Below are 25,549 nucleotides of genomic sequence, written 5' to 3' on the forward strand. Positions count from 1 at the left end.
GGACTGGCCGTCAGGAGACGGTCACGGTGTTGAGGTTGATGTCGTTCTTGGGGTGGCCGCCGCCCGGGCTGGGGTCGAAGGCGCCGTCGTGGCCCTTCTCGGTGGCCTTCTTGATGACGTCGAGGCCGGCCTGGTCGACCTTGCCGATCACGGTGTAGTCGGGCGAGAGCTCGACGTCCTGGTAGATGAAGAAGAACTGGCTGCCGTTGGAGTCGGGGCCGCTGTTGGCCAGCGCCACCACGCCGGCGGGGTAGGCCGGGCGCTCGCTGGTCGGCAGGTACTCGTTCGCGTACCGGTACGACGGGCCGCCGCTGCCGTCGCTCTCGCGGTAGCCCTTGCCCTTGGCGCTCGGGTCGCCGCACTGGAGCATGCCGGGGAACATGCGGTGGCACTTGGTGCCGTCGAAGAACTTCTTGCTCGACAGGAACGAGAAGCTCTCGGCCGCGCACGGGGACTTCGACAGGTCCATGTTGATGTTGATCTTGCCGAAGTTGGTGTCGACGGCCATCGTCTTGGTGCCGGTGTTGGGCGGCGTGGTGGTCGGCGGGACCCCCACGTCCTTGGTCGCCGGGGAGCGCTGCTCCTTGGGCACCTCGGTCCACGCGCAGCTCACCGGGGCGCCCGAGCCCTCGGCGGCCGGAGTGGCGGTGTCGTCGTCACCGGTGAGGCTGACCACCAGCACCACGCCGGCGACGAGCACCAGCACCGCGACCCCCGCGCCGATGCTCACCTGCCACTGGCGGCGCTTTTTGGCCGAGGCGGCGCGCTCCGCCATCTCCCTTTCGAGCTTGGCGCGCGCCGCGGCGCGCTGCCGCTCCCTTGTGGACGTCACGGTCTTTCCTCCTGGGGTGGGTGCTCGTACCTAAGCTTCTCAGGACTGGCTGGCCGTCGCCGCGGGGGTCGGCGGCGGCGTGGCCTCGGGCGAACCGGACGGCGCGCCAGAGGCGGGTGCGGACGGCTCGGGCGACACCGGGTCCATCTCGCCGACCGTCAAGCTCTGGATCGTGACGTCCTTTTCCGGCTTGACGATCTGGCCCGAGCCGTTGTCCAGAGTCTTGATCTTGCCGATCGTCTCCACCACGTCCAAGCCCGCCGTGACCCGGCCGACGATCGGGTAGGACGGGGACTCGGTCGGGCTGAAGTCCTTGAAGAAGATCAGGAACTGGCTGCCGTTGGTGCCCGGCGGGCTACCGATCAGCGCCACCGTGCCCTTCGGGTACAGCGGCGGCTGCTGGGTGCCGGGGCTGGGCGAGGGCTCGGGAGCCGACGGGACGTTCTCGTTGTAGAAAGAGTACGTCGGGCCACCCGTGCCGGTGCCGCCCGCGTCGCCGCAGCGGAGCGCGCCGTCCGCGGTGATCTCGGTGCACTTGGTGTTGTCGTAGAAGCCGTTGCCCGCCAGGTGGGCGAAGCTCGTGCTCGCACACGGGGCGCCGGCCACGTCGAGCGAGACGGTGATCGGCGCGCCCTGGTCGGTCGTGATGGTCATCGGCCGCGTGCCGGTGGTCGGCAGGTCCTTGGTGGGCGGCTGGCCGACGTCCTTGAGGTTGGGGTTGTTGGCGGCGTCCTGGGTGGTCCAGGTGCAGATGTCGGGGGCGGCGGTGTCGGCCGGGTCGGAGTCGAATCCGCCCAGGACCCACACGGTGCCGACCACGATCAGGGCGAGCGCTACCGCCGCGCCGACGCCGGCCTGGACGCGCCGCTTGCGACGGGTATGCGCCGCCTTGCGCGCCATCTGCCGGTCGTACTTGGCCCGGGCCAGCTTGCGCTGCCGAGTCTTGCTGGAAGCCACCCGCGCTCCCCTTCCTCACTCTGTCAACGCCGCCCATTCGCGACGCACGGCACCGCGACACGCCCAGTGCCCGAAACTGTGTAGCGCACGCCACACAACGCCCGCCAGAGTGTACGGGTATCACCTGGGAAAGTGTTGGGTGAGGTCGCCCGTTCCCAATCGGTTTCCGTCAACACCGATAGGCTTGTGAACATGTTGGTGAAGGGTTTCCCGGCGGACGTGTTCGGCACCAACTGTTACGTTGTCGCAACCGGGCCGGGTGAGCAGTGTGTGGTGGTCGATCCCGGCATCGGGGTGATCGACCGGCTCAACGCGCTGATCGAGGAGCACCGGCTGCATCCGGCGGCGGTCCTGCTGACGCATGGGCACCTCGACCACACGTTCTCGGTGACCCCGGTGTGCGGCGCGCGGGGCATCCCGGCGTACATCCATCCAGACGACCGCGAGCTGCTCGAGGACCCGAGCAAGGCGATCAACTCGGTCGACCCGCGCATGCTGCTGGGCGGCCTCGAGTGGAGCGAGCCGGACGACGTCGCCGAGCTGACCGACGGCGCGGTGGTCAGCGTCGCGGGCCTGGAGTTCACGATCGACCACGCGCCGGGCCACACCCGCGGGTCCGTGCTCTTCCGGGTGCCGGGTCCGGAGTCGGTCGAGGTCTGCCTCTCCGGCGACGTGCTCTTCGCCGGCTCGGTCGGCCGTGTCGACCTGCCCGGCGGCAGCATGGACGCGATGATCGCGAGCCTGCGTGACAAGATCCTGCCGCTCGCCGACGAGACCGTCGTGCTGCCCGGCCACGGGCCGGCGACCACGATCGGGCGCGAGCGCGCCACCAACCCGTACCTTCTACAAGTCGCTGAGGCTGGAACCGTTTCATGAGCAAGCCCACGCCGATCTCCGGCTTCCCCGAGTGGCTCCCGTCGCAGCGGATGATCGAGCAGTACGTGATCGACCACATCCGCCGCACCTTCGAGCTGTACGGGTTCGCCCCGCTCGAGACGCGCGCCGTCGAGCCGCTCGACCAGCTGCTGCGCAAGGGCGAGACCTCGAAGGAGGTGTACGTCCTGCGGCGGCTCCAGGCGGCCGAGGACGGCACCGAGGACGACGCGCTGGGGCTGCACTTCGACCTGACCGTGCCGTTCGCCCGGTTCGTCCTTGAGAACGCCGGGAAGCTGGTCTTCCCCTTCCGGCGGTACCAGATCCAGAAGGTGTGGCGGGGGAGCGGCCGCAGGAAGGGCGCTACCGGGAGTTCCTCCAGGCGGACATAGACATCGTTGACCGCGACACGCTGCCGCCGCACTACGAGGCCGAGATCCCGCTGGTCATCGGTGACGCGCTCGGGTCGCTTCCGATCCCGCCCGTCCGGATCCAGGTCAACAACCGCAAGGTGTGCGAGGGCTTCTACCGGGGCATCGGCCTGACCGACCCCGAGGCCGCGCTGCGGGCCGTCGACAAGCTGGACAAGATCGGTCCGGAAAAGGTCGCCGCGCTGCTGATGGAGACCGCCGGCGCGGACGACAAGCAGGCCGCCGCCTGCCTGCGCCTCGCCGAGATCTCCGCCCCGGACGCGTCCTTCGCGGACCAGGTCCGGGCGCTGGGCGTCACGGACCCGCTGCTCGACGAGGGCCTCGACGAGCTGGTGCGGGTGGTCGAGGTCGCCGCCGAGTACGCGCCCGGGCTCTGCGTCGCCGACCTCAAGATCGCGCGCGGGCTGGACTACTACACCGGCACCGTCTACGAGACGCAGATGGTCGGGTACGAGAAGTTCGGCTCGATCTGCTCCGGCGGCCGGTACGACAATCTGGCCAGCGCCGGCAGCGACCGCTTTCCGGGCGTCGGCATCTCGATCGGCGTCACCCGGATGCTCGGGCTGCTCTTCGGTGCGGGCGCGCTCTCCGCGAGCCGGTCGGTCCCCACCTGCGTGCTCGTGGCGCTGCCCGCCGAGGAGCGGCGCGGCGAGTGCGACCGGATCGCGGCGGCGCTGCGCCGGCGGGGGATCGCGACCGAGGTGGCGCCGAGCGCGGCCAAGTACGGCAAGCAGATCCGCTTCGCCGAGCGGCGTGGCATCCCGTTCGTGTGGTTCCCCGGCGGGCAGGGGGAGGCCGACACGGTCAAGGACATCCGCTCCGGTGACCAGGTCGAGGCCGACGCCGCCGCGTGGAGCCCGCCGGAGGCGGACCTGCGGTCAACGGTGCTGAAGGGCCCCGACCAGCAGTCGCAGTAGGTCGGTCAGGCGGCCACTGTCCTCGTACCCGATGGCAAGCTCGCCCCAAACGGCGCGCACGGCGCGGGTGAGGCGCTCGTGGGTCGTGCGGCCGCGCGGGGTTATGTAGGCGCGGATGCGCCGCCGGTCCATAGCGTCGATGCGGCGGTAGACGAGGTTTTCGTCGGCGAGGTGGTCGACGAGCTTGGTGAGCGAGCCCGGCGGGAGGAACGCGAGCTCCGACACCTCGGTCATCGGGTGGCCGGCGCCGTCGGCGAGGATCGAGAGCACGCGCCACTCGTCGAGGGACCGGCCGTGCGCGTCGAGCACCTCGCGCAGCCGGCGGGAAAGCAGCCGCTCGGCGCGGGTGACGAGGAGCACGACATCTTCCGAGGCGAGAGCTTCCGGCCGCACCGGGAGACCTTGCATCGGCCCATGCTACAGATCGGCCGCAGCTCCCGTCAGGCTCTGGTTTCGGGGCCTCGTGCCGGGAATCATGCGGACCATGTCGATTGTCGACAGTGCGGCGGTGAACGTCGCGCTGGTCTACCCGATGCGCGGACCCGCCGGCATCTTCGGGCCGACCTGCGAGCTGTGCGCGCGGCTGGCGGCCGAGGAGATCAACGAGGCGGGCGGCGTGCTCGGCCGCGAGCTGCGGCTGGTGCCGGTCGACGGCGGCGCGCCGCCGGAGCGGGTCGCCGCCGAGGTCGAGTCGCTGGTGCGGATGGGCGCGGTCGACGGGGTCACCGGCTGGCACATCTCGTCGGTGCGGCAGGCGCTCGCGCCCCGGATCGCGCAGCTGGTGCCCTATGTGTACACCGCGCTGTACGAGGGCGGCGAGCGCACCGAGGGCGTCTTCATGACCAGCGAGACCCCGGCCGACCAGCTGCTTCCGGCCATGCGCCTGCTCGCGCGGGAGCGCCGGGTGCGCCGGTGGTACGTGGTGGGCAACGACTACGTGTGGCCGCGCCGCACCGCCCGCAAGGCCCAGCGGTACGCGGTCGACTGTGGCGGGTGGGTGACCGGCGAGACGTACCTGCCGCTCGGCACCCACGAGTACCGCGACGTGCTGCGGCGCATCGAGCAGACCGGTGCGGACGCGGTCGTGATGCTGCTGGTGGGCAGCGACGCGGTGCGGTTCAACCGCGCCTTCGCCCGGTCCAACCTGGACGCCCGCTGCCTGCGCCTGTCCACGCTCATGGACGAGAACATGCTGATCGCCAGCGGACCCCGCGCCACCACCGGCCTGTACAGCACCGCCGGGTTCTTCGCCGGGCTGGTAACGCGGGAAAACATCGACTTCCACGGGCGGTACGCGCGGCGGTTCGGCGTGGAGGCACCGCCGCTGGGCAGCCTCGGTGAGTCCTGCTACGAGGGGGTGCGGCTGCTCGCCGCGCTGATCGGGCAGGCCGGCACGCTCGACGTGCGGGCGATCGGGGCGAACGCCGAGTCGGTGTCCTATGAGGGGCCGCGCGGTCGGGTGTGGCTGCGCGACCGCCACCTGCGGCAGCGGATCTACCTGGCGGAGGCGGACGCGCTCGACTTCAACGTGGTCGCCGAGCTCACCTCTTGACGCTGTGGACGGACGTACGTGATACTTCCTGTGGGAAGTATCGCCAATAGTTAATCGCCTGTGCAAAGGTCGGGGAGACCTTTGTGCGGGCATTTTTTTATGCAGGGGAAGTGCTATCTCAGAAACAGGCTCTTAAGGGCCGGGAAATATCTCCGCAATGATGCGAGCAGACGCTGACCCTGCCATTCCGGCCCCCGGTGTCGTGGCGCCGAATCCCCTGGTGCGGAGGTTCTGATGTTGGATATTCGTGGGCGCTGGAAAGGTGCCCTGTTGCCCCTCGCGGCGATACTCGCGCTGAGCGCCTGTGGCAGCAAGACCGGTGAGAACGAGTCGGTGGGCGGCGCGGTCGCGGACACGTCCGGCGACACCGTCAAGGTCGGCCTGCTCAACTCCCTTTCCGGCACGATGGCGATCAGTGAGGTCACCGTGCGCGACTCCATCAAGCTCGCGGTGGAGGAGATCAACGCGTCCGGCGGTGTGCTCGGCAAGAAGATCGAGCCGATCAGCGAGGACGGCGCCTCGGACTGGCCCACGTTCGCGGAGAAGGCCGAGAAGCTCATCAGGGAGGACAAGGTCGCCGCGGTCTTCGGCTGCTGGACCTCGGCGAGCCGCAAGGCGGTCAAGCCGGTCTTCGAGGAGAACAAGGCGCTGCTCTTCTACCCGGTGCAGTACGAGGGCCTCGAACAGTCGCCGTACATCTTCTACACCGGCGCCACCACCAACCAGCAGATCGTGCCGGGCCTGGAGTACCTCAAGTCGCAGGGCAAGACCTCCGTCTACCTGGTGGGCAGCGACTACGTCTTCCCGCGTACGGCCAACAAGATCATCAAAGCCTATGTCCAGGCGAACGGGATGACCGTGCTGGGCGAGGAGTACGCACCGCTCGGCTCGACCGAGTTCGGCACGATCGTCAACAAGGTCAAGGCGTCCAAGGCTTCGGCGGTCTTCAATACGCTCAACGGTGACAGCAACGTGGCCTTCTTCAAGGAGTACAAGTCGGCCGGGCTCACCGCCGCCTCGATGCCGGTGGTGTCCGTGTCGATCGCCGAGGAAGAGGTCAAGAGCATCGGCACGCAGTACCTCGACGGCCAGCTCACCGCCTGGAACTACTACCAGACCACCCCCGGCGCGGCGAACGACAAGTTCGTGAAGGCGTACAAGGCGAAGTACGGGCAGGACAAGCCGACCAGCGACCCGATGGAGGCCGCGTACGTGTCGGTGTACCTGTGGAAGGCCATGGTCGAGAAGGCCGGCGGCTTCGAGGTCGACAAGGTCAAGGCGGCCTCCGACGGGGTGACCTTCGACGCGCCCGAGGGCCTGGTCACGGTCGACGGCGCGACGCAGCACATCTACAAGACCGCGCGGATCGGCAAGGTCGGCCCCGACGGCCTGATCACCGAGGTGTGGAACTCCGGCCAGCCTGTGAAGCCGGACCCGTACCTCAAGGGCTACCCGTGGGCTGCCGGGCTCAGCTGACGTCGGGCGCCCGCCTCCGGGCGGGCGCCCCCACCGCGGAGGTCCGCCATGACCGTCATCGTCAGCCAGCTCTTCACCGGCGTCAGCATCGGTGCGGTGCTGCTGCTCATCGCGCTCGGCCTGTCGCTCACGTTCGGCCAGATGGGCGTCATCAACATGGCGCACGGCGAGTTCATCATGGCCGGCGCCTACACCGTGTACGTCCTCCAGAAGGTGATCACCGACGCCGGGTGGTCGCTGTTCGTCGCGTTGCCGCTCGCGTTCGCGGTGGCCGGGCTGATGGGCGTGCTGCTGGAGGTGCTGCTCATCCGGCGGCTCTACGCGCGGCCGCTGGACACGCTGCTCGTCACGTGGGGCGTGTCGCTGATCCTCCAGCAGCTGGCCCGGGACATCTTCGGCGCGCCGAACGTGCAGACCCGCGCGCCCGACTTCCTCACCGGCAACATCAAGATCACAGACGATCTGGTACTCAGCAACAACCGGCTCTTCATCCTCACGCTCGCCCTGGCAGCCGTCGTGGCGCTCACCGTCGCCCTCCGGTACACGTCTCTGGGCCGGCGGATCCGGGCCGTCGTGCAAAACCGTGACCTCGCCGCCGTCTCCGGCATCGCGACCGGGCGGGTCGACCGGCTCACGTTCTTCATCGGCTCGGGGCTGGCCGGCGTGGCCGGCGTCGCGCTCACCCTGCTCGGGCCGATCGGCCCGACCATGGGTACCAACGTCATCGTCGACGCGTTCCTGGTCGTGGTGGCCGGCGGCATCGGACACCTCAAGGGCAGCGTGATCGTGGCGTTCGCGCTGGGCACGCTCCAGTCGCTCGTCGAGTACTCCACCACGGTCAGCGTCGCGAAGGTGCTCGTCTTCGTGGCGATCGTGGCCTTCCTCCAGTGGCGGCCGCAGGGGCTGTTCACGCTGCGCACGCGGAGCTTGGCATGACTGCTCGTTACTCGTGGCGGGCCGGCGTCGGGTTCGCCGTCGGGGCCGTCCTCCTCTTCGCGGTGGCGCCGGTCGCGCTCTCCGACTTCCGGCTGAGCCTGCTCGCCAAGTACCTGTGCCTGGCGATGGTCGCCGTCGGCATCGGCCTGGCCTGGGGCCGGGGCGGGCTGCTCACGCTCGGCCAGGGCGTGTTCTTCGGGCTGGGTGGCTACGCGATGGCCATGCACATGAAGCTCGCGGACGCGGGTCCCGGTGAGATGCCCGACTTCATGCAGCTGTACGGGCAGCTCGACGCGCTGCCGTGGTGGTGGCGGCCGTTCGCCAGCCCGTGGTTTGCTCTGCCGGCCACCGTGCTGCTGCCGATGCTCGTCGCGTTCCTGCTCGGGTCGCTCGTCTTCCGGCGGCGGGTGCGCGGCGCGTACTTCGCGATCCTCAGCCAGGCGCTCGCCGCCGCGATGGTGATCCTCCTGATCGGACAGCAGGGCACCACCGGCGGGACCAACGGGCTCACCGACTTCCAGGGCTTCTTCGGGTACGACCTGGACGACCCGGTCAACCAGCGGATGGTGTACTTCATCGTCGCGGGCGTACTGCTCCTGCTGCTGGCGATCGCGCGGCAGCTGATGCTGTCGCGGTACGGCGAGCTGCTGGTGGCGGTACGGGACAGCGAGGAGCGGGTGCGCTTCCTCGGGTACAACCCGGCGAACGTCAAGCTCGTCGCGTACGTGGCCGCCGCCGGCATGGCCGGGCTCGCGGGCGCGCTGTTCGTACCGGCGGTCGGCATCATCAACCCGGCGCTGATCGGGATCGTGCCGTCGATCGAGTTCGTGATCGGGGTCGCGGTCGGCGGCCGGGCCACGCTGCTCGGACCGGTACTCGGCGCGGTCGCCGTGGCCTGGGCCAAGACGGCGCTGTCCGAGGAGTTCCCGGCCGCGTGGACGTACCTCCAAGGGTTGTTGTTCGTGCTGGTCGTGGCGTTCCTGCCGGGCGGCCTCGCGTCGCTGGTGCGGATGGTCCGCCGGCGACGTCCGCCACCTGATCCGGCGCCGGTGTCGCCGGCGCCGGTGGTCTCACCCCAGGAGGTGCGGGCATGAGTGGCCTGGTGGTGCGTGACCTGCGGGTGGTGTTCGACGGGTTCGCCGCCGTGGACGGCGTGGACCTCGAGGTGGCGCCGGGGGACATCCGGTTCCTGATCGGGCCCAACGGCGCCGGCAAGACCACGCTCGTCGACGCGGTGACCGGGCTCGTGAAGGCCACCGGCTCGGTGCGCTTCGGCGACGACGAGCTGCTGGGGCGGCCGGTGCACCGGATCGCGCGGATGGGCGTGGGACGCACCTTCCAGACCGCGACGGTGTTCGAGGAGCTGACCGTCCTGCAAAACCTCGACATCGCGGCCGGTGCGGGCCGGGGCGCGCTGACCTTGTTGCGCCGCCGCCGTTCCGTGCCGGTGTCCGTCGAGGAGGCGCTGGAGACGATCGGGTTGGCCGGCCTGCGCGACAAGCCGGCGGGCGCGCTCGCGCACGGGCAGAAGCAGTGGCTGGAGATCGGCATGCTGCTCGTCCAGGACGTGAAGCTCCTGCTGCTCGACGAGCCGGTCGCCGGCATGAGCCACGACGAGCGGGACGCGACCGGCGCGCTGCTGCGGGTGGTGAGCGCCGACCGCACGGTGGTGGTGATCGAGCACGACATGGACTTCATGCGCAGCTTCGCCAACACGGTGACGGTGCTGCACGCCGGCAAGGTGCTCAGTGAGGGCTCGGTCGCGCAGGTACAGGCGGATCCGGCGGTACAGCAGGTGTACCTGGGGGTGTCGTGATGTTGGAGATCGACGGGGTCCAGGTCGGCTACGGCCGCAGCCTGGTGCTGCACGGCGTCTCGCTCTCCGTGCCCGAGGACGGCGTGGCCGCGGTGATGGGGCACAACGGCGCCGGCAAGAGCACGCTGCTGCGGGCGGCGATCGGGCTGCTCAAGCCGCGTACCGGCCGGGTGCTCCTGTCCGGCGAGGACGTGACCCGGCTGGCGCCGCACGAGCGGGTGGCGCGCGGCATGGCATACGTGCCGCAGGGCCAGCAGTCCTTCCCGCACCTCACCACCGCGGAAAACCTCCAGCTCATCGCCGACTCCCGGCCCAACGGGAAGGCGGCGATGGCCGAGGCGCTGGAGCTCTTCCCGGCGCTGCGCGGCCTGATGGGGCGGCGGGCCGGGCTGCTCTCCGGCGGGCAGCGGCAGCAGCTGGCGATCGCGCGGGCGCTGATCACCGCACCCCGGCTGCTGCTGCTCGACGAGCCGACCGAGGGCATCCAGCCGTCGGTGGTCGCGGAGATCCAGGAGACCATCCTGTCGCTGACCCGGCGGGGCGGGCTGTCGGTGCTGCTGGTGGAGCAGCATGTGGGGTTCGCGCTGCGGGCCGCGGAGCGTTACTACGTGCTGGAGTCCGGCCGCGTCACGTCGTCCGGCTCGGGCGGGCAGGAAGCCGAACGGGACGTACGGCAGGCGCTGGCGGTCTAGGCACGGCGCGGGCGCGCCGAAAGATACGGCGCGCCCGCGTGAGTGGAGCGGCTATGTGGTCGTCGACCCTGGCAGGTCGGACTGGCTGAGAGTCGGGCGGGGGTCGTCGCCGGACGGCGTGTTCTGCTCGGCCGGTGGGACCGGGTCGGGCTTGTCGGACGGGATGGTCGGGGAGCAGGACGCCGGCAGCTCGCCGCCGCCGCGCTGGCTGACCGCCGTCGGCGCGAGTACCTCGACCTCGACCCAGACGTGGCCGGCGCCGTGCGGTACTGACGTCGGCACGTCCAGCGTGCCGCCGCCGGGTGACGTGAAGTCGGTGCTCGCCGTGCCGCTCGCCCCGTCCGACCAGGTCACGCGGTAGGTGACCGTCGTCGGCGCGGAGACGGTGACCAGCGCCGAGGCCGAGTACGTACACGCGTCCGGGTCGACCGAGACCGCGACCGTCAGCCCGGTGACCGCCGGGGGTTCGGGCGGGGGCGTCGTGCCGCCGGTCTCCCCGCCGCCACCGCCGCTCGGCTCGGTCGCCGGGGCGGTGCCGGGCGTGCTCGCACCGCCGCCGGCCGGGCGGGTGGTGCCGGAGACGGGCTGTGTGACCACGCCGCCGCCGCCCGCGGGCCGGTCGGTGGCCAGTGGCGACAGCGGGCCGTCCGAGGAGGTGGGCGGGAGCAGCACCCCGGGGATGCCGAGCGCCCGCGCGCCGGCCTGCGGGACGGCGGAGGGATCGGCGCCGGGTGGCGCCGGTCGTACCGCGGCGTCCGCACGCCCGGCCAGGCCGCCGCTGTTCGGGCCGCCGGCCGCGCTGGCGAGCGTGGCCGCCACGGGCACGAGCAGCGCGGCGCTCGCCGTGAGGATGGTGACCCGGCGCCGGCGGGCCGGGCGGCTGCGCCGGCCATCCCGGCCGGCCGGGGGAGTGGTCGACTCCGGCGAGCTCGCCACGGCCGTACCGACCAGGCGCGCATCTGGCCGATCAGCCAGGACCGCCACGTCCCGGTGGCCCGTGTAGGCGCGCCGGGATGTGAGCGGCACCCGGTACACCCCTCGGGTCCTCGGGCGAGCGGCCGCGAGCAGCGCGGTACGGACGGCGGACGAGTCCATGCGGTCGGCCACGTCCTTGGTCAGCAGGCCGTCGATCACCGCGGCGAGCGCCATGCCCCGCACCGGGCGGGGGTGCGGGTCGCAGACCGTGGCGATGAGGCAGGCCATCGCGTCCTCGCGGGCGAACGGCCCGTAGCCCTCCACCGCGTAGAAGAGCGTCGCGCCCAGCCCGAACAGGTCGGCCGGCACCCCGCCCTCGTCCCCCTGTAGCCGCTCCGGCGCCACATACCCCGGGCTGCCCATCACCGCCGCACCGCGCAGCGGGACCGGCGCGCCGACCACCGTGGCGATGGAGAAGTCGGTGAGCAGCGGGCGACCGTTGGCGATCAGCACATTGGACGGCTTGACGTCCCGGTGCACCACCCCGGCCCCGTGCGCCGCGTCCAGCGCGTCGAGCAGCCCCAGCCCGAGCTGGGCGGCCGCCACGGCGTCCAGCGGCCCGTCTTGCGCCACCATCTCCCGCAGCGAACGACCCTCGACCAGCCGCATAACCACCCACGGCTGGCCGCCGTCATCCACCGCGTCGTAGATCGCGACGACGTTCGGATGGACGAGGCGGCCGGCGCTCAGCGCCTCCACCATCGCCCGGTATTTGACCTCTTCACGTTCCGCCGGTGTCATGGGCTGTGCGAAGCGGATCTCCTTGACCGCCACCCACCGTGCGAGGCGCTCGTCGAACGCGCGCCACACCACTCCCATGCCACCAGCGCCCAGCACCGAGTCGAGCCGGTACCGTCCCCCAACGACGTGCCCCGACGACGCCACGCGTGATCCTCCCGTGCTACCGCAGCATGAACACTTCAGCACTTGATAGGGAGGCGAGCCATCCCAGATCCGTACGGCACGACATCGGCCGATGCTCCGATTTCCAGCGGCCGCACGGGAAGTCTTGCCTGGTCGGGGCCATGATAGGGGCGGACGGGGCGGGACACCCCGTCCGCATCGCGGGAGAAATCGGGCAGTCGACTAACCGACAGTTCTCGTCCGGCGGAAAGGTTGACGGACGTGACTGGCCCTCACGCCGCCGCCACGGGCTCCGGCGTGCCGGCCCGGGCGCGCCGCCGGGACAGTGCCGCGTCGACCGACCAGCGACCCGGCCCCAGCGCCGCGATCAGCAGGAACGACCAGCAGAAGAGCGCCGCCTTCTCGCCGCCGTTGTTGAGCGGGAGCAGCGCGTCGGGCTGGTGGACGACGAAGTACGCGTAGGCCATCGAGCCGGAGCAGATGATCGCGGCGGCGCGGGTGGCCAGCCCGGCCAGGACGAGCAGGCCGCCGGCGAACTGGATCAGCGCCGCGTACCACCCCGGCCAGGTGCCGATCGGGACCGCCTCGCCGGAGCCGCCGGAGCCACTGCCGAAGCCGCCGAAGAGGGACGCCGCGCCGTGGAGGGCGAACAGCAGGCCGAGCACGAGCCGGAAGAGCGTGCTGACGAGGTCGGGAATGCGTACGGGATTCATACAAGAGCTCCTGTCGAGACCGGTCCCCACGGCCAGGAGATGGTATCCCGTCACATCTACGACTGTCTATGTAGCGTGGGTGGGCTCAGGCGAAGGCGCGGTCGAGGGCCGCCCGCACCTCGCGCAGGTCACCGCCGACGGCCTGCGCGATCGCCGCCGGCCCGCCGGCGAGCGGCATCCGCGCCGCGCCCGGCCCCAGGACCGCCGCCTCCGGCGGTTTTTCCGTCCACAGAGGATCCACCACCAGCAGCGTCCCGGTCGCGCGGCCGCCGCCCAACACCGCGGGCCCGGCCCATCCGGCGGCGCGCGGTCCGACCGACACGTCCTGGCGCATGATGGTACGTCCGGCGAGGCGCACGGTGCTCTCCAGTGACGCGTCTCCGGGGTCCTCTCCGTGGCGCCCGCATACGACCTCCTCCCGCCAGGTGAGGGAGGCGTCGCTCTCCAGGTCCACAAGGGACCTGGAGACGTGGTCACAACCCTTCGCGGCGATGAGTGGCTCGGGTAGCCACCGCAGCGAGCCGCCGGCCGCCACGGTCGCGTGGATGTCCAGCGTGGACTGTGCGTCGCCTGGGCTCTGTCGGCTTGCTCGCTCCGCTCGCCGCGGCCCCGGCAGGGCGAGCGAGGCCGCGACGGTACGGACGCACAGGCGCGCGCCGGGCCCGACGGCCACCTCGATGCGCAGCCGGTCGCCGCCGAGCGGGCCGGCGGCCCCGCCGACCAGGTGCACCTCGACCTCGCCGTCCGCTCGGCTGGGGCCCGTCTTCCGTACCAGAAGGGGTGTTTCCGACCGGAGGGTGACCAGCCGCGTGCGCCCGGCCTCCGCGACCGCGGTGATCCGGGCGGTGGCCTTCATTCTTTGGTCAGGCCGCGCACCCAGTCGGCGACCGGTGTCGCGGCCGGGTCCTCCACCAGGGAGAGGAAGACGGTCGGCAGGTCGCCGCGGCGGGCGCGCGCGTCGCGGGCCATGACGGACAGGTCGGCGCCGACCAGCGGGGCGAGGTCGGTCTTGTTGACGACGAGCAGGTCGGCGGTGGTGACGCCGGGCCCGCCCTTGCGCGGCACCTTGTCGCCGCCGGCCACGTCGACCACGAAGATCTGCCGGTCTACCAGGCCCTTGCTGAACGTGGCGGTCAGGTTGTCGCCGCCGCTCTCCACCAGCACCAGGTCGAGCGGGCCGAGGTCGGCCTCCAGGTCCTCGCAGGCGTCGAGGTTGGCGGAGATGTCGTCGCGGATCGCGGTGTGCGGGCAGCAGCCGGTCTCGACGGCGCGGATGCGGTCGGCCGGCAGCACCCCGTTGCGGAGCAGGAAGTCGGCGTCCTCGGTGGTGTAGATGTCGTTGGTGACGACCGCGAGCCGCAGGTCGGCGGCGAGCGTGCGGCAGAGCGCGGCGACGAGCGCGGTCTTACCCGAGCCGACCGGGCCGCCGATGCCGATCCGCAGCGCCCGCGCGCCGGTGGCGTTTCGTGCCGGGTGCGGGTCCGGATGGGTGTGTGCTTCAGGATGCAAAGAGACGCACCTCCCAGGTGGCGTGTGTTTCGGCCCCGATGTCCAGCAGCGGTGCGGAACAGGCGGGCAGGTCGTCCACTGTGGCGGCTCGGGCCGCGACCGCGTCGCAGTCCGGGGCGAGCCGGGCGACGAGCGCGTGCGTGGCGTACGGGTCCAACCCCAGTAGCCGTACGGCGGCGCTGGCCGGGCCGGTGACCGTGCCGTACGCGGCGGTGAGCGCGGCTTCCGCCGGCGTGAGCCCCGCGGCGGCGGCCACCACGCCGAGCGCGACCGGGTGGTGCAGCTCGCGTTCCGCGGTGGGGAGCGTCCACAGTGTACGGCCGGCGCGCAGCAGCGCCCGCCCCTGCGCCCGGGACGCCTTACGCAGCGCGGGAGACAGGGTGCGCGCGTCGAGCCCCGCTTCGAGGGTGTGGATGTCGCCGCCCGCGCAGGCCGCCGCCGCGAACGCCGCGCTCACCAGCCCCACCGTCGCCAGGCGGCCGCGGAGGAAGGCGTCGAGGTCGTCGAGGTCGCGTACCCGGCCCGCGGTCACCGCCGCCTCCAGCCCGCCCGAGTGCGCGTGGCCGCCGGCCGGGAAGCGTCCGTCGGCGAGCAGCAGCAGGGTGGTGGACATCGGCGCCGTCAGAAGAGGAAGTAGCGCTGGGCCATCGGCAGCTCGCTCACCGGCTGCGGCTCGACCACCTCGCCGTCGATCCGCACCGTGAACGTGTCCGGCTCCACCTCGATCCGCGGGGTGGCGTCGTTGAGTGGGAGGTTGGCCTTGCCCCGGCCGCGTACGCCGGCGACCGGTTTGAGCTGGCGGGCCACGGCGAGCCGATCCGCCAGACCGTCCTCGATCGCGGCCGGCGCCACGAACGCGAGGCTCGTCGCGGCCGGCGCGGCACCGTACGCACCGAACATCGGGCGGGGCAGGACCGGCTGGGGAGTGGGGATCGAGGCGTTCGCGTCGCCCATCTGCGCCCACGCGATCATGCCGCCCTTGATCACCAGGTGCGGCCGTACGCCGAAGAACGCCGGGTCCCACAGCACGAGGTCGGCGAGCTTGCCGGCCTCGACCGAGCCCACGTCGCCCTCGATGCCGTGCGTGACGGCGGGGCAGATCGTGTACTTCGCGACGTACCGGCGGGCGCGGTGGTTGTCGGCCGCCCCGTCGCCGGGGAGCGCGCCGCGGCGGTCCTTCATGACGTGCGCGGTCTGCCAGGTACGGAGCACGACCTCGCCGACCCGCCCCATCGCCTGCGCGTCCGAGCCGATGATCGAGATCGCGCCGAGGTCGTGCAGCACGTCCTCGGCGGCCATCGTGCTCGGCCGGATGCGGCTCTCCGCGAATGCGAGGTCCTCGGGCACCGCCGGGTTGAGGTGGTGGCAGACCATCAGCATGTCGAGGTGCTCGTCCAGCGTGTTGCGCGTGTACGGCCGGGTCGGGTTTGTCGACGACGGCAGCACGTTGGGGTGGGACGCGACCGTGATGATGTCCGGTGCGTGGCCGCCGCCCGCGCCCTCGGTGTGGTACGCGTGGATCGATCGCCCGCCGATCGCCCGCAGCGTGTCCTCGACGAAGCCGGCCTCGTTCAGCGTGTCGGTGTGGATGTTGACCTGCACCCCGGCCGCGTCCGCGACGGTGAGGCAGGCGTCGATCGCGGCGGGCGTGGTGCCCCAGTCCTCGTGCAGCTTCAAGCCGCCCGCGCCGCCGCGCAGCTGCTCCCACATCGACTCGGCGCTGACCGTATTGCCCTTGCCGAGCAGCAGCACGTTGACCGGCCAGGGGTCGATCGCCTCGAACATGCGGGCCAGGTGCCAGGCGTTCGGCGTGACGGTGGTGGCCTTGGTGCCCTCGGCCGGGCCGGTACCGCCGCCGATCACCGTGGTGATGCCGCTGGCGAGGGCCTCTTCGAGGATCTGCGGGCAGATGAAGTGGACGTGCGAGTCGATCGCGCCGGCCGTGAGGATCTTGCCGTTGCCGGCGATCACCTCGGTGCCCGGCCCGATGACCAGGTCCGGGTGTACGCCGTCCATGGTGTCCGGGTTGCCGGCCTTGCCGAGCGCCACGATCCGCCCGTCCCGGATGCCGACGTCGGCCTTGACCACGCCCCAGTGGTCGAGCACGACAGCGCCGGTGATGATCGTGTCCGGCGTACCTTCGGCGCGGGTGGCCCGGGACTGGCCCATCGACTCGCGGATCACCTTGCCGCCGCCGAAGACCGCCTCGTCGCCGCCGGCGCAGCGGTCCTCCTCGACCTCGATCAGCAGGTTGGTGTCGGCCAGCCGGATGCGGTCGCCGGTCGTCGGCCCGTAGAGGCTGATGTACCGCCGGCGGTCGATCCTCATCGCCGCACCAGGCCCGGTACGACGCGGTGGCCGGCCAGGGGTACCAGCTCGACGTCGCGCGGGATGCCGGGCTCGAACCGCACGGACGTGCCGGCCGGCACGGCCAAGCGGTGCCCCTGGGCGGCCGCGCGGTCGAAGTCGAGCGCCGGGTTGGCGTCCGCGAAGTGGTAGTGCGAGCCGACCTGCACCGGCCGGTCGCCCGTGTTGCTCACGGCGAGGGTCAGCACCGGCCGCCCGGCGTTGATCTCCACGTCGCCCTCGCCGGGGACGATCTCGCCCGGAACGATGCCGCTCACGGGATCGGCTCGTGGACGGTGACGAGCTTGGTGCCGTCCGGGAACGTCGCCTCGACCTGCACCTCGGGCAGCATCTCCGGCACGCCGTCGAGCACGTCCTCCCGGGTGAGCACCTGCCGGCCGGCCTCCATCAGCTCCGCGACGGTGCGGCCGTCCCGGGCCGCCTCCAGCAGGAACGCGGTGATCACCGCGGTCGCCTCGGGATGGTTGAGCCGTAGGCCGCGCTCGCGCCGCCGCCAGGCCACGTCGGCCGCCACGTGGATCAGCAGCCGGTCCTGCTCGTGCCGGGTCAGGAACAAAGCGTCACCTCCAGCGGGATGCTGACACCTCAACATTTCCGGCACGTTTCCGCTGTGCGGGCGCCAGACCGGCCGCCGCGTGCTGAAACCTCCCGCGCTGACGGGCGGGTGGCGTCGGGTCACTTCGGGTATCCCTGACAGAATGTCCGCGGATACCCATGTGAAGGAGATGCACCCGTGATCCGTACCCATGACGCCGGAAGCCTGCGTGCCGCGGACGCCGGCACGACGGTGACGCTCGCCGGTTGGGTGGCCCGCCGGCGCGACCACGGGGGTGTCATCTTCGTCGACCTGCGCGACGCGTCGGGCGTGGTGCAGGTGGTGTTCCGGGAGGAGATGGAGCTCGCGCACGCGCTGCGCAACGAGTTCTGCGTGAAGGTCACCGGTGCCGTCGAGCGCCGCCCGGAGGGCAACGACAACCCCGAGCTGCCGACCGGTGACATCGAGGTCAACGTCTCCGCGCTGGAGATCCTCTCCGAGGCGGCCCCGCTGCCGCTGCCGGTCGACGACCACGTCGACGCGGGCGACGACATCCGGCTCAAGTACCGGTACCTCGACCTGCGCCGCAGCGGGCCGGCGCGCGCGATCCGGCTCCGCTCGCGGGCCAGCCAGATCGCCCGGACGGTGCTGCACGACCGCGACTTCGTGGAGATCGAGACCCCCACGCTGACCCGCTCGACGCCCGAGGGTGCCCGCGACTTCCTGGTGCCGGTGCGGCTCCAGCCCGGCACCTGGTACGCGCTGCCGCAGTCGCCGCAGCTCTTCAAGCAGCTGCTGATGGTCGGCGGGATGGAGCGGTACTACCAGATCGCCCGCTGCTACCGCGACGAGGACTTCCGGGCCGACCGGCAGCCGGAGTTCACCCAGCTGGACATCGAGATGTCGTTCGTCACCGAGGACGACGTGATCGAGCTGGGCGAGGCGATCGTCGGCGCGCTGTGGCGGGAGCTGGCCGGCCACGAGATCACCGGGCCGATCCCGCGGATCACCTGGCACGACGCGATGGCGCGGTACGGCTCGGACAAGCCCGACCTGCGCTACGGCCTCGAGCTGACCGAGCTGACCGACTACCTGCGCGGCACGGAGTTCCGGGTGTTCGCCGGCGCGATCGACGCGGGCGGGTACGTCGGCGCGGTCGTCATGCCCAGCGGCGCGGCCCAGACCCGCAAGGAGTTGGACGGCTGGCAGGACTGGGCCAAGGCGCGCGGCGCCCGCGGCCTGGCGTACGTGGTGCTCGACGCCGAGACCGGCGAGGCCCGCGGCCCGGTCGCCAAGAACCTCAGCGAGGCCCACCTCGCCGGCCTCGCCGACGCGGTTGGTGCGAAGCCGGGCGACGCCGTCTTCTTCGCCGCGGCCGGCAACCGCCGCGAGGCCCAAGAGCTGCTCGGCGCCGCACGCATCGAGATCGCCCGCCGCGCCGGGCTCGTCGACGAGGACGCGTGGGCGTTCTGCTGGGTGGTCGACGCCCCGATGTTCGAGCCGCTGGAGGAGGGCGGCTGGACCGCGGTCCACCACCCCTTCACCTCGCCCAACGATGAGTGGCTGGGCCGCTTCGAGGAGGCGCCGGACCGCGCGCTGGCGTACGCGTACGACATCGTCTGCAACGGCAACGAGATCGGCGGCGGCTCCGTCCGTATCCACCGGGGCGACGTGCAGCGCCGCGTCTTCGACCTGCTCGGCATCACGCCGGAGGAGGCCAACGACAAGTTCGGCTTCCTGCTGGAGGCGTTCAAGTACGGCCCGCCGCCGCACGCCGGCATCGCGTTCGGCTGGGACCGCGTCTGCATGCTGCTCTCCGGCGCCGACTCGATCCGCGAGGTCATCGCCTTCCCGAAGACGAGGGGCGGCTACGACCCGCTGACCGGCGCGCCCACGCCGATCACCGCGCAGCAGCGCACCGAGGCCGGCGTCGACGCCAAGCCCAAGGCCCCGACCCAGGCCGCCGCGGAAAAGCCCGGCACCGCCGGCATGGCAGCCCCCGTGGAGCACAGCAACTAAAGATCCATTCCGATCAGAGGCCTGGGCTACCGCGACGCCCGCGGTGGTCCAGACCGCTGCTCCCGCAGCCTCACCCTCCGCGCTTGGCAAGGCAGCAGAAACCTGGTTTTTGCGCGGATCTTGATGGTTTGCGCGAGCGCCGGGCGCGGTCCGCGCGCGTTCGCTCTGCTGCCGCCTCGCCGGCAGACTCGGGCCGTTTCCTGGGGGGAGCAGGAGCGGACGCGCGTCGTCCCGTGGGTCGACGCGGTCGGTGGTGATTGGTCACCCGATAGCCGCGCGACACGCGGGCGATGCCGCGGGTTTGGGTGAACGATCACCGGGTCCCGGTGCGAGGAGAGCGGGCTTGTCGGGCTTTGGGGAGAGTTGTCGCTGCCAGGGCGACCACAGGTTTCCCCAAAGGGGCGCCGTCGGGTCTTGCGTGCCGACGGCGGCGCTCTGTTGGTTGTGGATCGCGGGGGTTTGTGAACGTTTTCCGTTGCCGGGGCAGCAGGAAACGTTCACAAAGGCCGGGCCCCGCGCAGTCGGCCGGAAGGGTGCCGGCTTGCGGGTGCATCGGTGCGCCCAGCTCCAGAGCCCGCGGGGCCGCCGGCCCGGCGGTCGGGGTTGTGAAGCGCGGAGGGTGAGGCCGCGGGAGCAGCGGTCCGGACCACCGCGGACATCGCGGTAGCCCATGTCCTTCTCTTGGAATAGGTCGTCCCGGGCCTGTCTCCTGGACCTCGCCGCAGCCTGTCGATGATCCGGGAGACGGGCCCCAGGGCTCTTAGCGTCCGGGCCAGCTGTAGTCGTAGGTCAGGGAGAAGGTGCGGGAGATCCAGTCCCGGGAGGCTTCCCCGGCCGGCGGGCGTGCGGCCGTTTCGGCGAAGTCGGCACGCACCGCGGCGAGTTCCGCGGAGCGGTCGGCGGCGTCGACAAGCGTGCCGGCCTGGAAGGTGAGGTCGCGGACCTCCGCGTACATCCAGGCGGGCAGGAAGCCCATGTTCAGGTACGGCCCGTCGGTGTCGCCGTCGCCGACCAGCAGGCGCCCGGTGAATGCCACCGGAACGTCCAACTCCTGGTAGCGCCACCCCAGCCAGTCGTCATCACGCCCCGGCTCGACGCCAGCGAGCCTGGGCGGCTCATCCTGCGAGCCCAACTCGAGCTCCCGGAGCGCCAGCCGACCGTCGACCAGGGCGTACCGGCAGACGTAGCCGCGGTAGCAGGCGGTGCCCTTCGGCCGCGGGTCGAGGCCATGCGCGGTCGGGTCGAAGAGGCCCGCGCCGTCAACCGCGGTCACCGCCCACCAGCTTGCCTCGAAGAGCACCTCGTCGGGTGCTTGCCCGCTCATCGGGCTACGCGATCCGGACCGTCGTGCGGTGCAGGACGCTCGTGAAGCCGAGACCGCGGTAGAGGCGGAGCGCGGGGTCATTGCCGGCCATCACGCCCAGGGACGATATCCCGTACTCGTCCAAATGGTGACGGACGATGGCCGCGGTGAGCGCGGCGCCCAGCCCGCGACCGCGCTGGTCGGGGCTGACCGCGAGGCCGGCGAGAAAGCCCACGCCGCCCCGGCTGCGGTCGGCGCCGCAGGCGACGAGCCGGCCCTCGGCGCGGATGCCGAACCACGAGCGCACCCTCGAGTCGCCCGGCCGGGTCGCGGTCTTCGGAAAGGCGACGGTGAGTAGCGCTTCGATGTCGGCGTCGTCGGCGGAAGTGAGCTGTGTCACCGCTTCCTCGCCGGCGCGCGGCGGTGGGGGCGTGACCGTCCACAAGTACTCCCAGTCGTCCCGGTGCGCGACCGGCAGTTGGGCCAGCTCCTCGGTGGTGGCGCGGGGGAGGTGCAGCCACTGTGCGCCGCTGCCGGCCAGCAGCTCCGCCGCCCGCGTGGGGTCGCCCACCGCGCAGGCCACCGGGCCCGTCGGTCCTTGATCGACCCAAGCGGTGGTACCGGGGATGAGATAGCCGGTCACCTCACCGCTGGTGTGCAGCCGTGCGTACGGAGAGTCGCCGGCCGCCGCCACCACCGCGTCCCGCCCCGTGACCATATTCACGGCCGGCAGCCTAGGTGCCGCCATAGATGTCCACGGTGGACGCTTGGCCGGATGTGGCGCGGGGTACATGGGGCGTGCACCAAACCCCCTCAAGGAGGATTCATGTTCGCCATAGCTGCCGCCGGTGTGTTCGGCTTCGCGCTGCTGCTCGACCTGCTCGACTCCGATCTGGGCGCGCCGGATCTCTTCAACTGGAACACCCTGGTCCTGATCGGTCTGTTCCTGCTGGCTCTGTACTTCGCCGGCGTCGGCCGCGGCTCCGCCGGGGGCGGCGGACGGTGGTACCGAGGGCGGCGTCCCGGCCGCGGCTGAGCATCGGCCGGTACTGTCTGTGGGTGATGGAGACCGACGGCCTGTTCCCTCTCGCGGCCACCGGCGTGCGCACCGCACCGCCGGGGGGCGGCGCGGCGGGTGGGTTCACCCCGCCCGGCGCCGACTCCCCGCTCCCCGTGCGGATGCGGCCGGCGTCGCTCGACGAGCTGGTCGGTCAGGATCACCTGCTGGCGCCCGGCGCGCCCCTGCGGCAGCTGGTCGGCGGTTCGACGCCGATGTCGGTGATCCTGTGGGGGCCGCCGGGCAGCGGCAAGACCACGATCGCGCACCTGGTGGCCGCGGCCACTGATCGGCGGTTCGTGGCGATGTCGGCGCTGTCGGCCGGCGTCAAGGATGTACGCGCGGTGATCGACACGGCCCGGCGCGAGCGGCGCACCGGTGGGCCGCCCACCGTGCTCTTCATCGACGAGGTGCACCGCTTCAGCAAGACTCAGCAGGACTCGCTGCTCGCGGCGGTTGAGGACCGTACGGTCACGCTGCTCGCGGCCACCACGGAAAACCCGTATTTTTCCGTCATCTCCCCGCTCCTGTCCCGATGTGTGCTGCTCACCCTCCAGCCGCTCGACGAGGACGCCGTGCGCGGGCTCATCCGCCGCGCGACCACCGACGAGCGCGGGCTGGGCGGCGCGGTCACGCTTGATCAGGAGGCCGAGGACCATCTGGTACGGCTCGCGGGCGGCGATGTGCGCAAGGCCCTCACCGCCCTCGAAGCGGCCGCCTCGTCCGCGTCGGCGCGCGGAGCTTCCGTGATCGACCTCGCCACCGCCGAGCAGGCGGTCGACGTGGCCGCGGTCCGGTACGACCGGGATGGCGACGCGCATTACGACGTGACGAGTGCGTTCATCAAGAGCATGCGTGGCTCCGACCCCGATGCGGCGCTGCACTGGCTGGCCCGGATGTTGGTGGCCGGGGAGGACGCGCGGTTCATCGCCCGCCGCATCGTGATCTTCGCGAGCGAGGACGTGGGCATGGCCGACCCCACCGCCCTTTCGGTGGCGACCGCCGCGGCCCACGCCGTCGAGTACGTGGGGCTGCCCGAGGCCCAGCTCAACCTCGCCCACGCCGTGATCCACCTCGCCACCGCGCCGAAGTCCAACTCGGCCACGGTGGCGATCGGCAAGGCGATGGCCGATGTGCGCGCGGGTCGGGGCGGCGCCGTCCCCCGCCACCTGCGCGACGCGCACTACCAGGGCTCGCGGGGGCTCGGCCACGGCCTGGGATACCGGTACCCGCACGACGACCCACGCGGTGTGGTCACCCAGCAGTACGCGCCGGACGACCTGGCGCGCACCGATTACTACATGCCCGGCGAGCACGGTTCGGAGCGCGCGGTGGCGGCCCGCCTTCCCGCGCTCCGCCGGATCGTGCGAGGTGACGATGCGTAGGGGGGCTCCCGTCGCTGTTCGGTGGGGCATGAACGCCCAGCTCGATGAGGGTGTGGGCGCATGGTGAAGCGCTGGGGGCGTGGGAAGGGCGAGGAGCCTGTCGACGAGCCGGTGAGCGGCGAGGAGACCGGCTGGCTCGACGACCTGCGCACGGCCAAGGAGGAAGGCGCCGCGATCGGCCCGGGTGCCGCGGGCGCCTCCGCCTACGCGAAGCTCCCCACCGGCGAGGACGAGAACGCCGGCGAGGACGGCTGGCCCGCCCCCGGCGCTCCGGGCCCTGGCCCGGGCATGCCGCCACACCCGGCGGACCGGCCCGCGGCACGGCCGCCGAGCGGTCCGGGTGGCCGCGCGGTCCCACCGCCCGCCGGCCCTCCGGTCATGGCCGGCCCCGGACCTGAGCCGCCGCGCTCCCGCCACCCCGAGCCGATGCCCCGGCCGGCTATGGCGACCAGGGGCGCTACGACGAGCCAGTGCCCGGCCGCCGCTTCGACGGAGCGCCCCCGCCCGGCCGCTTCGACGAGCCGCCGAACGGCGCCCGTGCCGGCGGCCCACCCCGGCGCGGCGACGCCCCCGGGTTCGAGCAAGTCATGCCGGTGGCCGGCCCCGATGGCCCTCGGTTCGACGGGGCGGTTCCGCCCGGCCGCTTTGACGGCGGCGGCGCTCCGGGCCGGTACGGCGACACCGGCGACATCGCCGGCGCGGGCCGCGGCGGCCGCCACGGCGACACGGGCGAGATCACCGGCCCAGGACGCGGTGGTCGGCACGGCGACACGGGCGACGTCATGGCGCCCGGCCCGCGCGGCCCTGGCCGGCACGGCGACACCGGGGACGTGATGGGCCCGGGCCGGCACGGCACCGGCGGCAGCGCCGGCCGGCACGGCGACGCAGGCGACCCGATGGGCGCCAGCCGGCCCGGCGACACCGGCGACGTGATGGGCGCTGGCCGGCACGGCGACACCGGGGATGTGGGTGGCGCTGGCCGGCACGGCACCGGCGACGGCGCTGGCCGGCACGGTGGCACGGGCGATGTGATGGGCGCTGGCCGGCACGGCGACGCGGCTGGCGCTGGCCGCCGTGGCGACACGGGCGACATCACCGGCTCGGGCCGGCGTGGTGGCCGGCACGGCGACACCGGCGACGTGATGGGCGGCGGCCGGCACGGTGGCCCGGACGACATGGGCTCGGGCCGGCACGGTGGCGTTCCCGCCCCAGGGCGCCCGGGTGACACCGGGGGTTCCCGGCGGTACCTCCCGCCGCCCGCCACGGCGAGCCGGACCCGCGGCGTCCCGACGGCGGCCCCCGCAACCGCTTCGACACGGCGGCCCCGCCCGACCAGGCGTTCCCGCCCCGTCACGGCGAGCCGGCGGCGCCCCGCCACGGTGCGGCCCCCGCAGCCGGCAGGCATGGCGAGCCGGCGCCTCCCGGCCGCTTCGCGGATGGCCCTCGGCACGGCGAGCCCGTTCAGGTCCGGCCCGGGGAACCCGACACCGGCGGCTTCCAGGCCATAGCGGCGTTCGGCCAGGGGCGCCCCTCGGAGACCGCGATCCCGGCGTCCGGCAACGCGCCCGACCTGCCGCCGCCCTCCGACCCAGCGCGCGACGGCGGCCGGGGCGACGGCCCGCTGCCCGGCACTCGCGCTTCCCGCCACGCCGACGCCCAGTCCGCGGCACCGCCCGGCACCGCACCGGACGACCTCGACGGACCAGCCATGCCGCCGCGTCCCCGCTCCCGCACCGGCGGACGTGGGGACGCGCGGGGTGAGCGGGCCGGAGGCGGGGCGCGTTCCCGCTGGGGCGACCAGGACGGCACCGGTGGTGGCCAGCGCCTCCCGGACCCGGCGGCAGGCCCCGACGGCTGGGTCGAACCGGACGGCCGCGGCTCGGCACACGCGGCCCAGTCCGGCCCGCCGACCTCCCGCCCACCGATGCCGGACCTGCCGCCCCGGGCTTCGCCGACGGGCCGGAGGGGTCGCGCCGGCGTGCGCCGGGCGGACCGGCCGGCCACGACACCGGCGACCTGGCCGGCGGACGCCGTCGCGGCGCGCCGGATTACGACACGGGCGAGGTGGCAGGCCCGGATGGTGGTCGCCGCCGCGGGGCGCCTGGCCATGACACGGGCGAGATTGCAGGCCCGGATGGTGGGCGTCGCCGTGGGGCGCCCGGCTATGACACGGGCGAGGTCGCGGGGCCGGATGGCGGTCGGCGCCGCGGGGCGCCCGGCCACGACACAGGCGAGGTGCCAGGCCCGGATGGTGGTCGCCGCCGCGGGGCGCCTGGCCATGACACGGGCGAGATTGCAGGCCCGGATGGTGGGCGTCGCCGAGGTCGCGGCCCGGGTGGG

Annotated in this window: 24 protein-coding genes and 1 pseudogene; 11 read left to right on the forward strand and 14 right to left on the reverse strand. The window is 72.5% G+C overall.

Annotated features, from left to right (window positions below; translation table 11 throughout):
• Nucleotides 1-10: 10 nt before the first annotated feature.
• Complete coding sequence (locus Pflav_RS02910; RefSeq protein ID WP_173033552.1) at nt 11-832, reverse strand: peptidylprolyl isomerase; 822 nt, start codon at nt 830-832, stop codon at nt 11-13.
• Between the two features lie 39 nt (nt 833-871).
• A complete protein-coding gene (locus Pflav_RS02915; RefSeq protein ID WP_173033554.1) occupies nt 872-1,789 on the reverse strand; it encodes a peptidylprolyl isomerase in 918 nt (305 codons plus the stop codon).
• A gap of 192 nt (nt 1,790-1,981) precedes the next feature.
• Between Pflav_RS02915 and Pflav_RS02920 the strand changes: the two genes are divergently transcribed.
• Together Pflav_RS02920 and hisS are read left to right on the forward strand one after the other, a co-directional pair.
• The gene (locus Pflav_RS02920) at nt 1,982-2,665 is read left to right on the forward strand and encodes an MBL fold metallo-hydrolase (protein WP_173033557.1); all 684 of its coding nucleotides are present in this window, start codon (nt 1,982-1,984) and stop codon (nt 2,663-2,665) included.
• Nucleotides 2,662-4,010 (forward strand): annotated as a pseudogene (hisS, locus tag Pflav_RS02925) (histidine--tRNA ligase). The gene Pflav_RS02920 and the pseudogene hisS overlap by 4 nt, the downstream one beginning before the upstream one ends.
• Here the strand turns inward: hisS and Pflav_RS02930 are convergent.
• Nucleotides 3,972-4,418, reverse strand: a complete 447-nt coding sequence (locus tag Pflav_RS02930; protein ID WP_173033559.1) for a MarR family winged helix-turn-helix transcriptional regulator — start codon at nt 4,416-4,418, stop codon at nt 3,972-3,974. The pseudogene hisS and the gene Pflav_RS02930 sit on opposite strands and share 39 nt — an antisense overlap.
• Before the next feature lie 76 nt (nt 4,419-4,494).
• Between Pflav_RS02930 and Pflav_RS02935 the strand changes: the two genes are divergently transcribed.
• From Pflav_RS02935 to urtE, 6 genes are all read left to right on the forward strand, one after another.
• A complete protein-coding gene (locus Pflav_RS02935) occupies nt 4,495-5,562 on the forward strand; it encodes a substrate-binding domain-containing protein (RefSeq protein ID WP_232070952.1) in 1,068 nt (355 codons plus the stop codon).
• 270 nt (nt 5,563-5,832) lie between these two features.
• A complete protein-coding gene (urtA, locus tag Pflav_RS02940; RefSeq protein ID WP_232070953.1) occupies nt 5,833-7,038 on the forward strand; it encodes an urea ABC transporter substrate-binding protein in 1,206 nt (401 codons plus the stop codon).
• A 48-nt stretch (nt 7,039-7,086) separates the two neighbouring features.
• Entirely contained in the window at nt 7,087-7,974 is an 888-nt protein-coding gene (gene urtB / locus Pflav_RS02945) for an urea ABC transporter permease subunit UrtB (RefSeq protein WP_173033565.1), read from the forward strand.
• On the forward strand, nt 7,971-9,068 hold the full coding sequence (gene urtC, locus Pflav_RS02950) for an urea ABC transporter permease subunit UrtC (RefSeq protein WP_173033567.1): 1,098 nt from the start codon (nt 7,971-7,973) through the stop codon (nt 9,066-9,068). Before urtB ends, urtC begins: the two co-directional genes overlap by 4 nt.
• The gene (gene urtD / locus Pflav_RS02955) at nt 9,065-9,790 is read left to right on the forward strand and encodes an urea ABC transporter ATP-binding protein UrtD (protein ID WP_173033569.1); all 726 of its coding nucleotides are present in this window, start codon (nt 9,065-9,067) and stop codon (nt 9,788-9,790) included. The genes urtC and urtD overlap by 4 nt, the downstream gene beginning before the upstream one ends.
• Entirely contained in the window at nt 9,790-10,482 is a 693-nt protein-coding gene (gene urtE, locus Pflav_RS02960; RefSeq protein ID WP_173033571.1) for an urea ABC transporter ATP-binding subunit UrtE, read from the forward strand. The genes urtD and urtE overlap by 1 nt, the downstream gene beginning before the upstream one ends.
• Before the next feature lie 51 nt (nt 10,483-10,533).
• Here the strand turns inward: urtE and Pflav_RS02965 are convergent, their stop codons facing one another.
• From Pflav_RS02965 to Pflav_RS03000, 8 genes are all read right to left on the reverse strand, one after another.
• Nucleotides 10,534-12,342 carry a serine/threonine-protein kinase gene (locus Pflav_RS02965; RefSeq protein WP_173033573.1) on the reverse strand — a complete coding sequence of 603 codons (1,809 nt, stop codon included), beginning with the start codon at nt 12,340-12,342 and terminating at the stop codon, nt 10,534-10,536.
• Nucleotides 12,343-12,593: 251 nt separating this feature from the next.
• Nucleotides 12,594-13,034, reverse strand: a complete 441-nt coding sequence (locus tag Pflav_RS02970; RefSeq protein WP_173033575.1) for a DoxX family protein — start codon at nt 13,032-13,034, stop codon at nt 12,594-12,596.
• An 85-nt stretch (nt 13,035-13,119) separates the two neighbouring features.
• Nucleotides 13,120-13,890, reverse strand: coding sequence for an urease accessory protein UreD (locus Pflav_RS02975; RefSeq protein WP_173033577.1), 771 nt, complete (start codon nt 13,888-13,890; stop codon nt 13,120-13,122).
• A complete protein-coding gene (gene ureG / locus Pflav_RS02980; RefSeq protein ID WP_173033578.1) occupies nt 13,887-14,543 on the reverse strand; it encodes an urease accessory protein UreG in 657 nt (218 codons plus the stop codon). The genes Pflav_RS02975 and ureG overlap by 4 nt, the downstream gene beginning before the upstream one ends.
• Nucleotides 14,533-15,156: an urease accessory protein UreF gene (locus Pflav_RS02985; protein ID WP_173033579.1), complete on the reverse strand. Its 624-nt coding sequence runs from the start codon at nt 15,154-15,156 to the stop codon at nt 14,533-14,535. The genes ureG and Pflav_RS02985 overlap by 11 nt, the downstream gene beginning before the upstream one ends.
• 8 nt (nt 15,157-15,164) lie before the next feature.
• Entirely contained in the window at nt 15,165-16,871 is a 1,707-nt protein-coding gene (locus Pflav_RS02990; protein WP_173033580.1) for an urease subunit alpha, read from the reverse strand.
• Nucleotides 16,868-17,167: an urease subunit beta gene (locus Pflav_RS02995; protein ID WP_332107729.1), complete on the reverse strand. Its 300-nt coding sequence runs from the start codon at nt 17,165-17,167 to the stop codon at nt 16,868-16,870. The genes Pflav_RS02990 and Pflav_RS02995 overlap by 4 nt, the downstream gene beginning before the upstream one ends.
• Complete coding sequence (locus tag Pflav_RS03000) at nt 17,164-17,466, reverse strand: urease subunit gamma (RefSeq protein ID WP_173033581.1); 303 nt, start codon at nt 17,464-17,466, stop codon at nt 17,164-17,166. Before Pflav_RS03000 ends, Pflav_RS02995 begins: the two co-directional genes overlap by 4 nt.
• A 177-nt stretch (nt 17,467-17,643) precedes the next feature.
• Between Pflav_RS03000 and aspS the strand changes: the two genes are divergently transcribed.
• A complete protein-coding gene (aspS, locus tag Pflav_RS03005; RefSeq protein WP_173033582.1) occupies nt 17,644-19,464 on the forward strand; it encodes an aspartate--tRNA ligase in 1,821 nt (606 codons plus the stop codon).
• A gap of 760 nt (nt 19,465-20,224) precedes the next feature.
• Here aspS and Pflav_RS03010 read toward each other — a convergent pair.
• Together Pflav_RS03010 and Pflav_RS03015 are read right to left on the reverse strand one after the other, a co-directional pair.
• Complete coding sequence (locus tag Pflav_RS03010; RefSeq protein ID WP_173033583.1) at nt 20,225-20,788, reverse strand: subtilase-type protease inhibitor; 564 nt, start codon at nt 20,786-20,788, stop codon at nt 20,225-20,227.
• Between the two features lie 4 nt (nt 20,789-20,792).
• Nucleotides 20,793-21,485 carry a GNAT family N-acetyltransferase gene (locus Pflav_RS03015; protein ID WP_173042200.1) on the reverse strand — a complete coding sequence of 231 codons (693 nt, stop codon included), beginning with the start codon at nt 21,483-21,485 and terminating at the stop codon, nt 20,793-20,795.
• 108 nt (nt 21,486-21,593) lie between these two features.
• Here Pflav_RS03015 and Pflav_RS03020 point away from each other — a divergent pair, with 108 nt between their 5' ends.
• The gene (locus Pflav_RS03020) at nt 21,594-21,803 is read left to right on the forward strand and encodes a hypothetical protein (RefSeq protein WP_173033584.1); all 210 of its coding nucleotides are present in this window, start codon (nt 21,594-21,596) and stop codon (nt 21,801-21,803) included.
• A gap of 26 nt (nt 21,804-21,829) precedes the next feature.
• Nucleotides 21,830-23,209, forward strand: coding sequence for a replication-associated recombination protein A (locus Pflav_RS03025; RefSeq protein ID WP_173042201.1), 1,380 nt, complete (start codon nt 21,830-21,832; stop codon nt 23,207-23,209).
• Between the two features lie 203 nt (nt 23,210-23,412).
• Here the strand turns inward: Pflav_RS03025 and Pflav_RS03030 are convergent, their stop codons facing one another.
• Nucleotides 23,413-24,402, reverse strand: coding sequence for a hypothetical protein (locus Pflav_RS03030; RefSeq protein WP_173033585.1), 990 nt, complete (start codon nt 24,400-24,402; stop codon nt 23,413-23,415).
• Nucleotides 24,403-25,549 lie beyond the last annotated feature (1,147 nt).

The organism is Phytohabitans flavus (assembly GCF_011764545.1).
Taxonomy (GTDB): Bacteria; Actinomycetota; Actinomycetes; order Mycobacteriales; family Micromonosporaceae; genus Phytohabitans; species Phytohabitans flavus.

Excerpts from the sequence above, each read along its gene's own strand:
- Pflav_RS02920 (WP_173033557.1), top strand. The coding sequence starts at position 1,982 with ATGTTGGTGAAGGGTTTCCCGGCGGACGTGTTCGGCACCAACTGTTAC.
- Pflav_RS02930 (WP_173033559.1), bottom strand. The coding sequence starts at position 4,418 with ATGCAAGGTCTCCCGGTGCGGCCGGAAGCTCTCGCCTCGGAAGATGTC.
- Pflav_RS02935 (WP_232070952.1), top strand. The coding sequence starts at position 4,495 with ATGTCGATTGTCGACAGTGCGGCGGTGAACGTCGCGCTGGTCTACCCG.
- urtB (WP_173033565.1), top strand. The coding sequence starts at position 7,087 with ATGACCGTCATCGTCAGCCAGCTCTTCACCGGCGTCAGCATCGGTGCG.
- urtC (WP_173033567.1), top strand. The coding sequence starts at position 7,971 with ATGACTGCTCGTTACTCGTGGCGGGCCGGCGTCGGGTTCGCCGTCGGG.
- urtD (WP_173033569.1), top strand. The coding sequence starts at position 9,065 with ATGAGTGGCCTGGTGGTGCGTGACCTGCGGGTGGTGTTCGACGGGTTC.
- urtE (WP_173033571.1), top strand. The coding sequence starts at position 9,790 with ATGTTGGAGATCGACGGGGTCCAGGTCGGCTACGGCCGCAGCCTGGTG.
- Pflav_RS02970 (WP_173033575.1), bottom strand. The coding sequence starts at position 13,034 with ATGAATCCCGTACGCATTCCCGACCTCGTCAGCACGCTCTTCCGGCTC.
- Pflav_RS02975 (WP_173033577.1), bottom strand. The coding sequence starts at position 13,890 with ATGAAGGCCACCGCCCGGATCACCGCGGTCGCGGAGGCCGGGCGCACG.
- Pflav_RS02985 (WP_173033579.1), bottom strand. The coding sequence starts at position 15,156 with ATGTCCACCACCCTGCTGCTGCTCGCCGACGGACGCTTCCCGGCCGGC.
- Pflav_RS02990 (WP_173033580.1), bottom strand. The coding sequence starts at position 16,871 with ATGAGGATCGACCGCCGGCGGTACATCAGCCTCTACGGGCCGACGACC.
- Pflav_RS03010 (WP_173033583.1), bottom strand. The coding sequence starts at position 20,788 with ATGAGCGGGCAAGCACCCGACGAGGTGCTCTTCGAGGCAAGCTGGTGG.
- Pflav_RS03015 (WP_173042200.1), bottom strand. The coding sequence starts at position 21,485 with ATGGTCACGGGGCGGGACGCGGTGGTGGCGGCGGCCGGCGACTCTCCG.
- Pflav_RS03020 (WP_173033584.1), top strand. The coding sequence starts at position 21,594 with ATGTTCGCCATAGCTGCCGCCGGTGTGTTCGGCTTCGCGCTGCTGCTC.
- Pflav_RS03025 (WP_173042201.1), top strand. The coding sequence starts at position 21,830 with ATGGAGACCGACGGCCTGTTCCCTCTCGCGGCCACCGGCGTGCGCACC.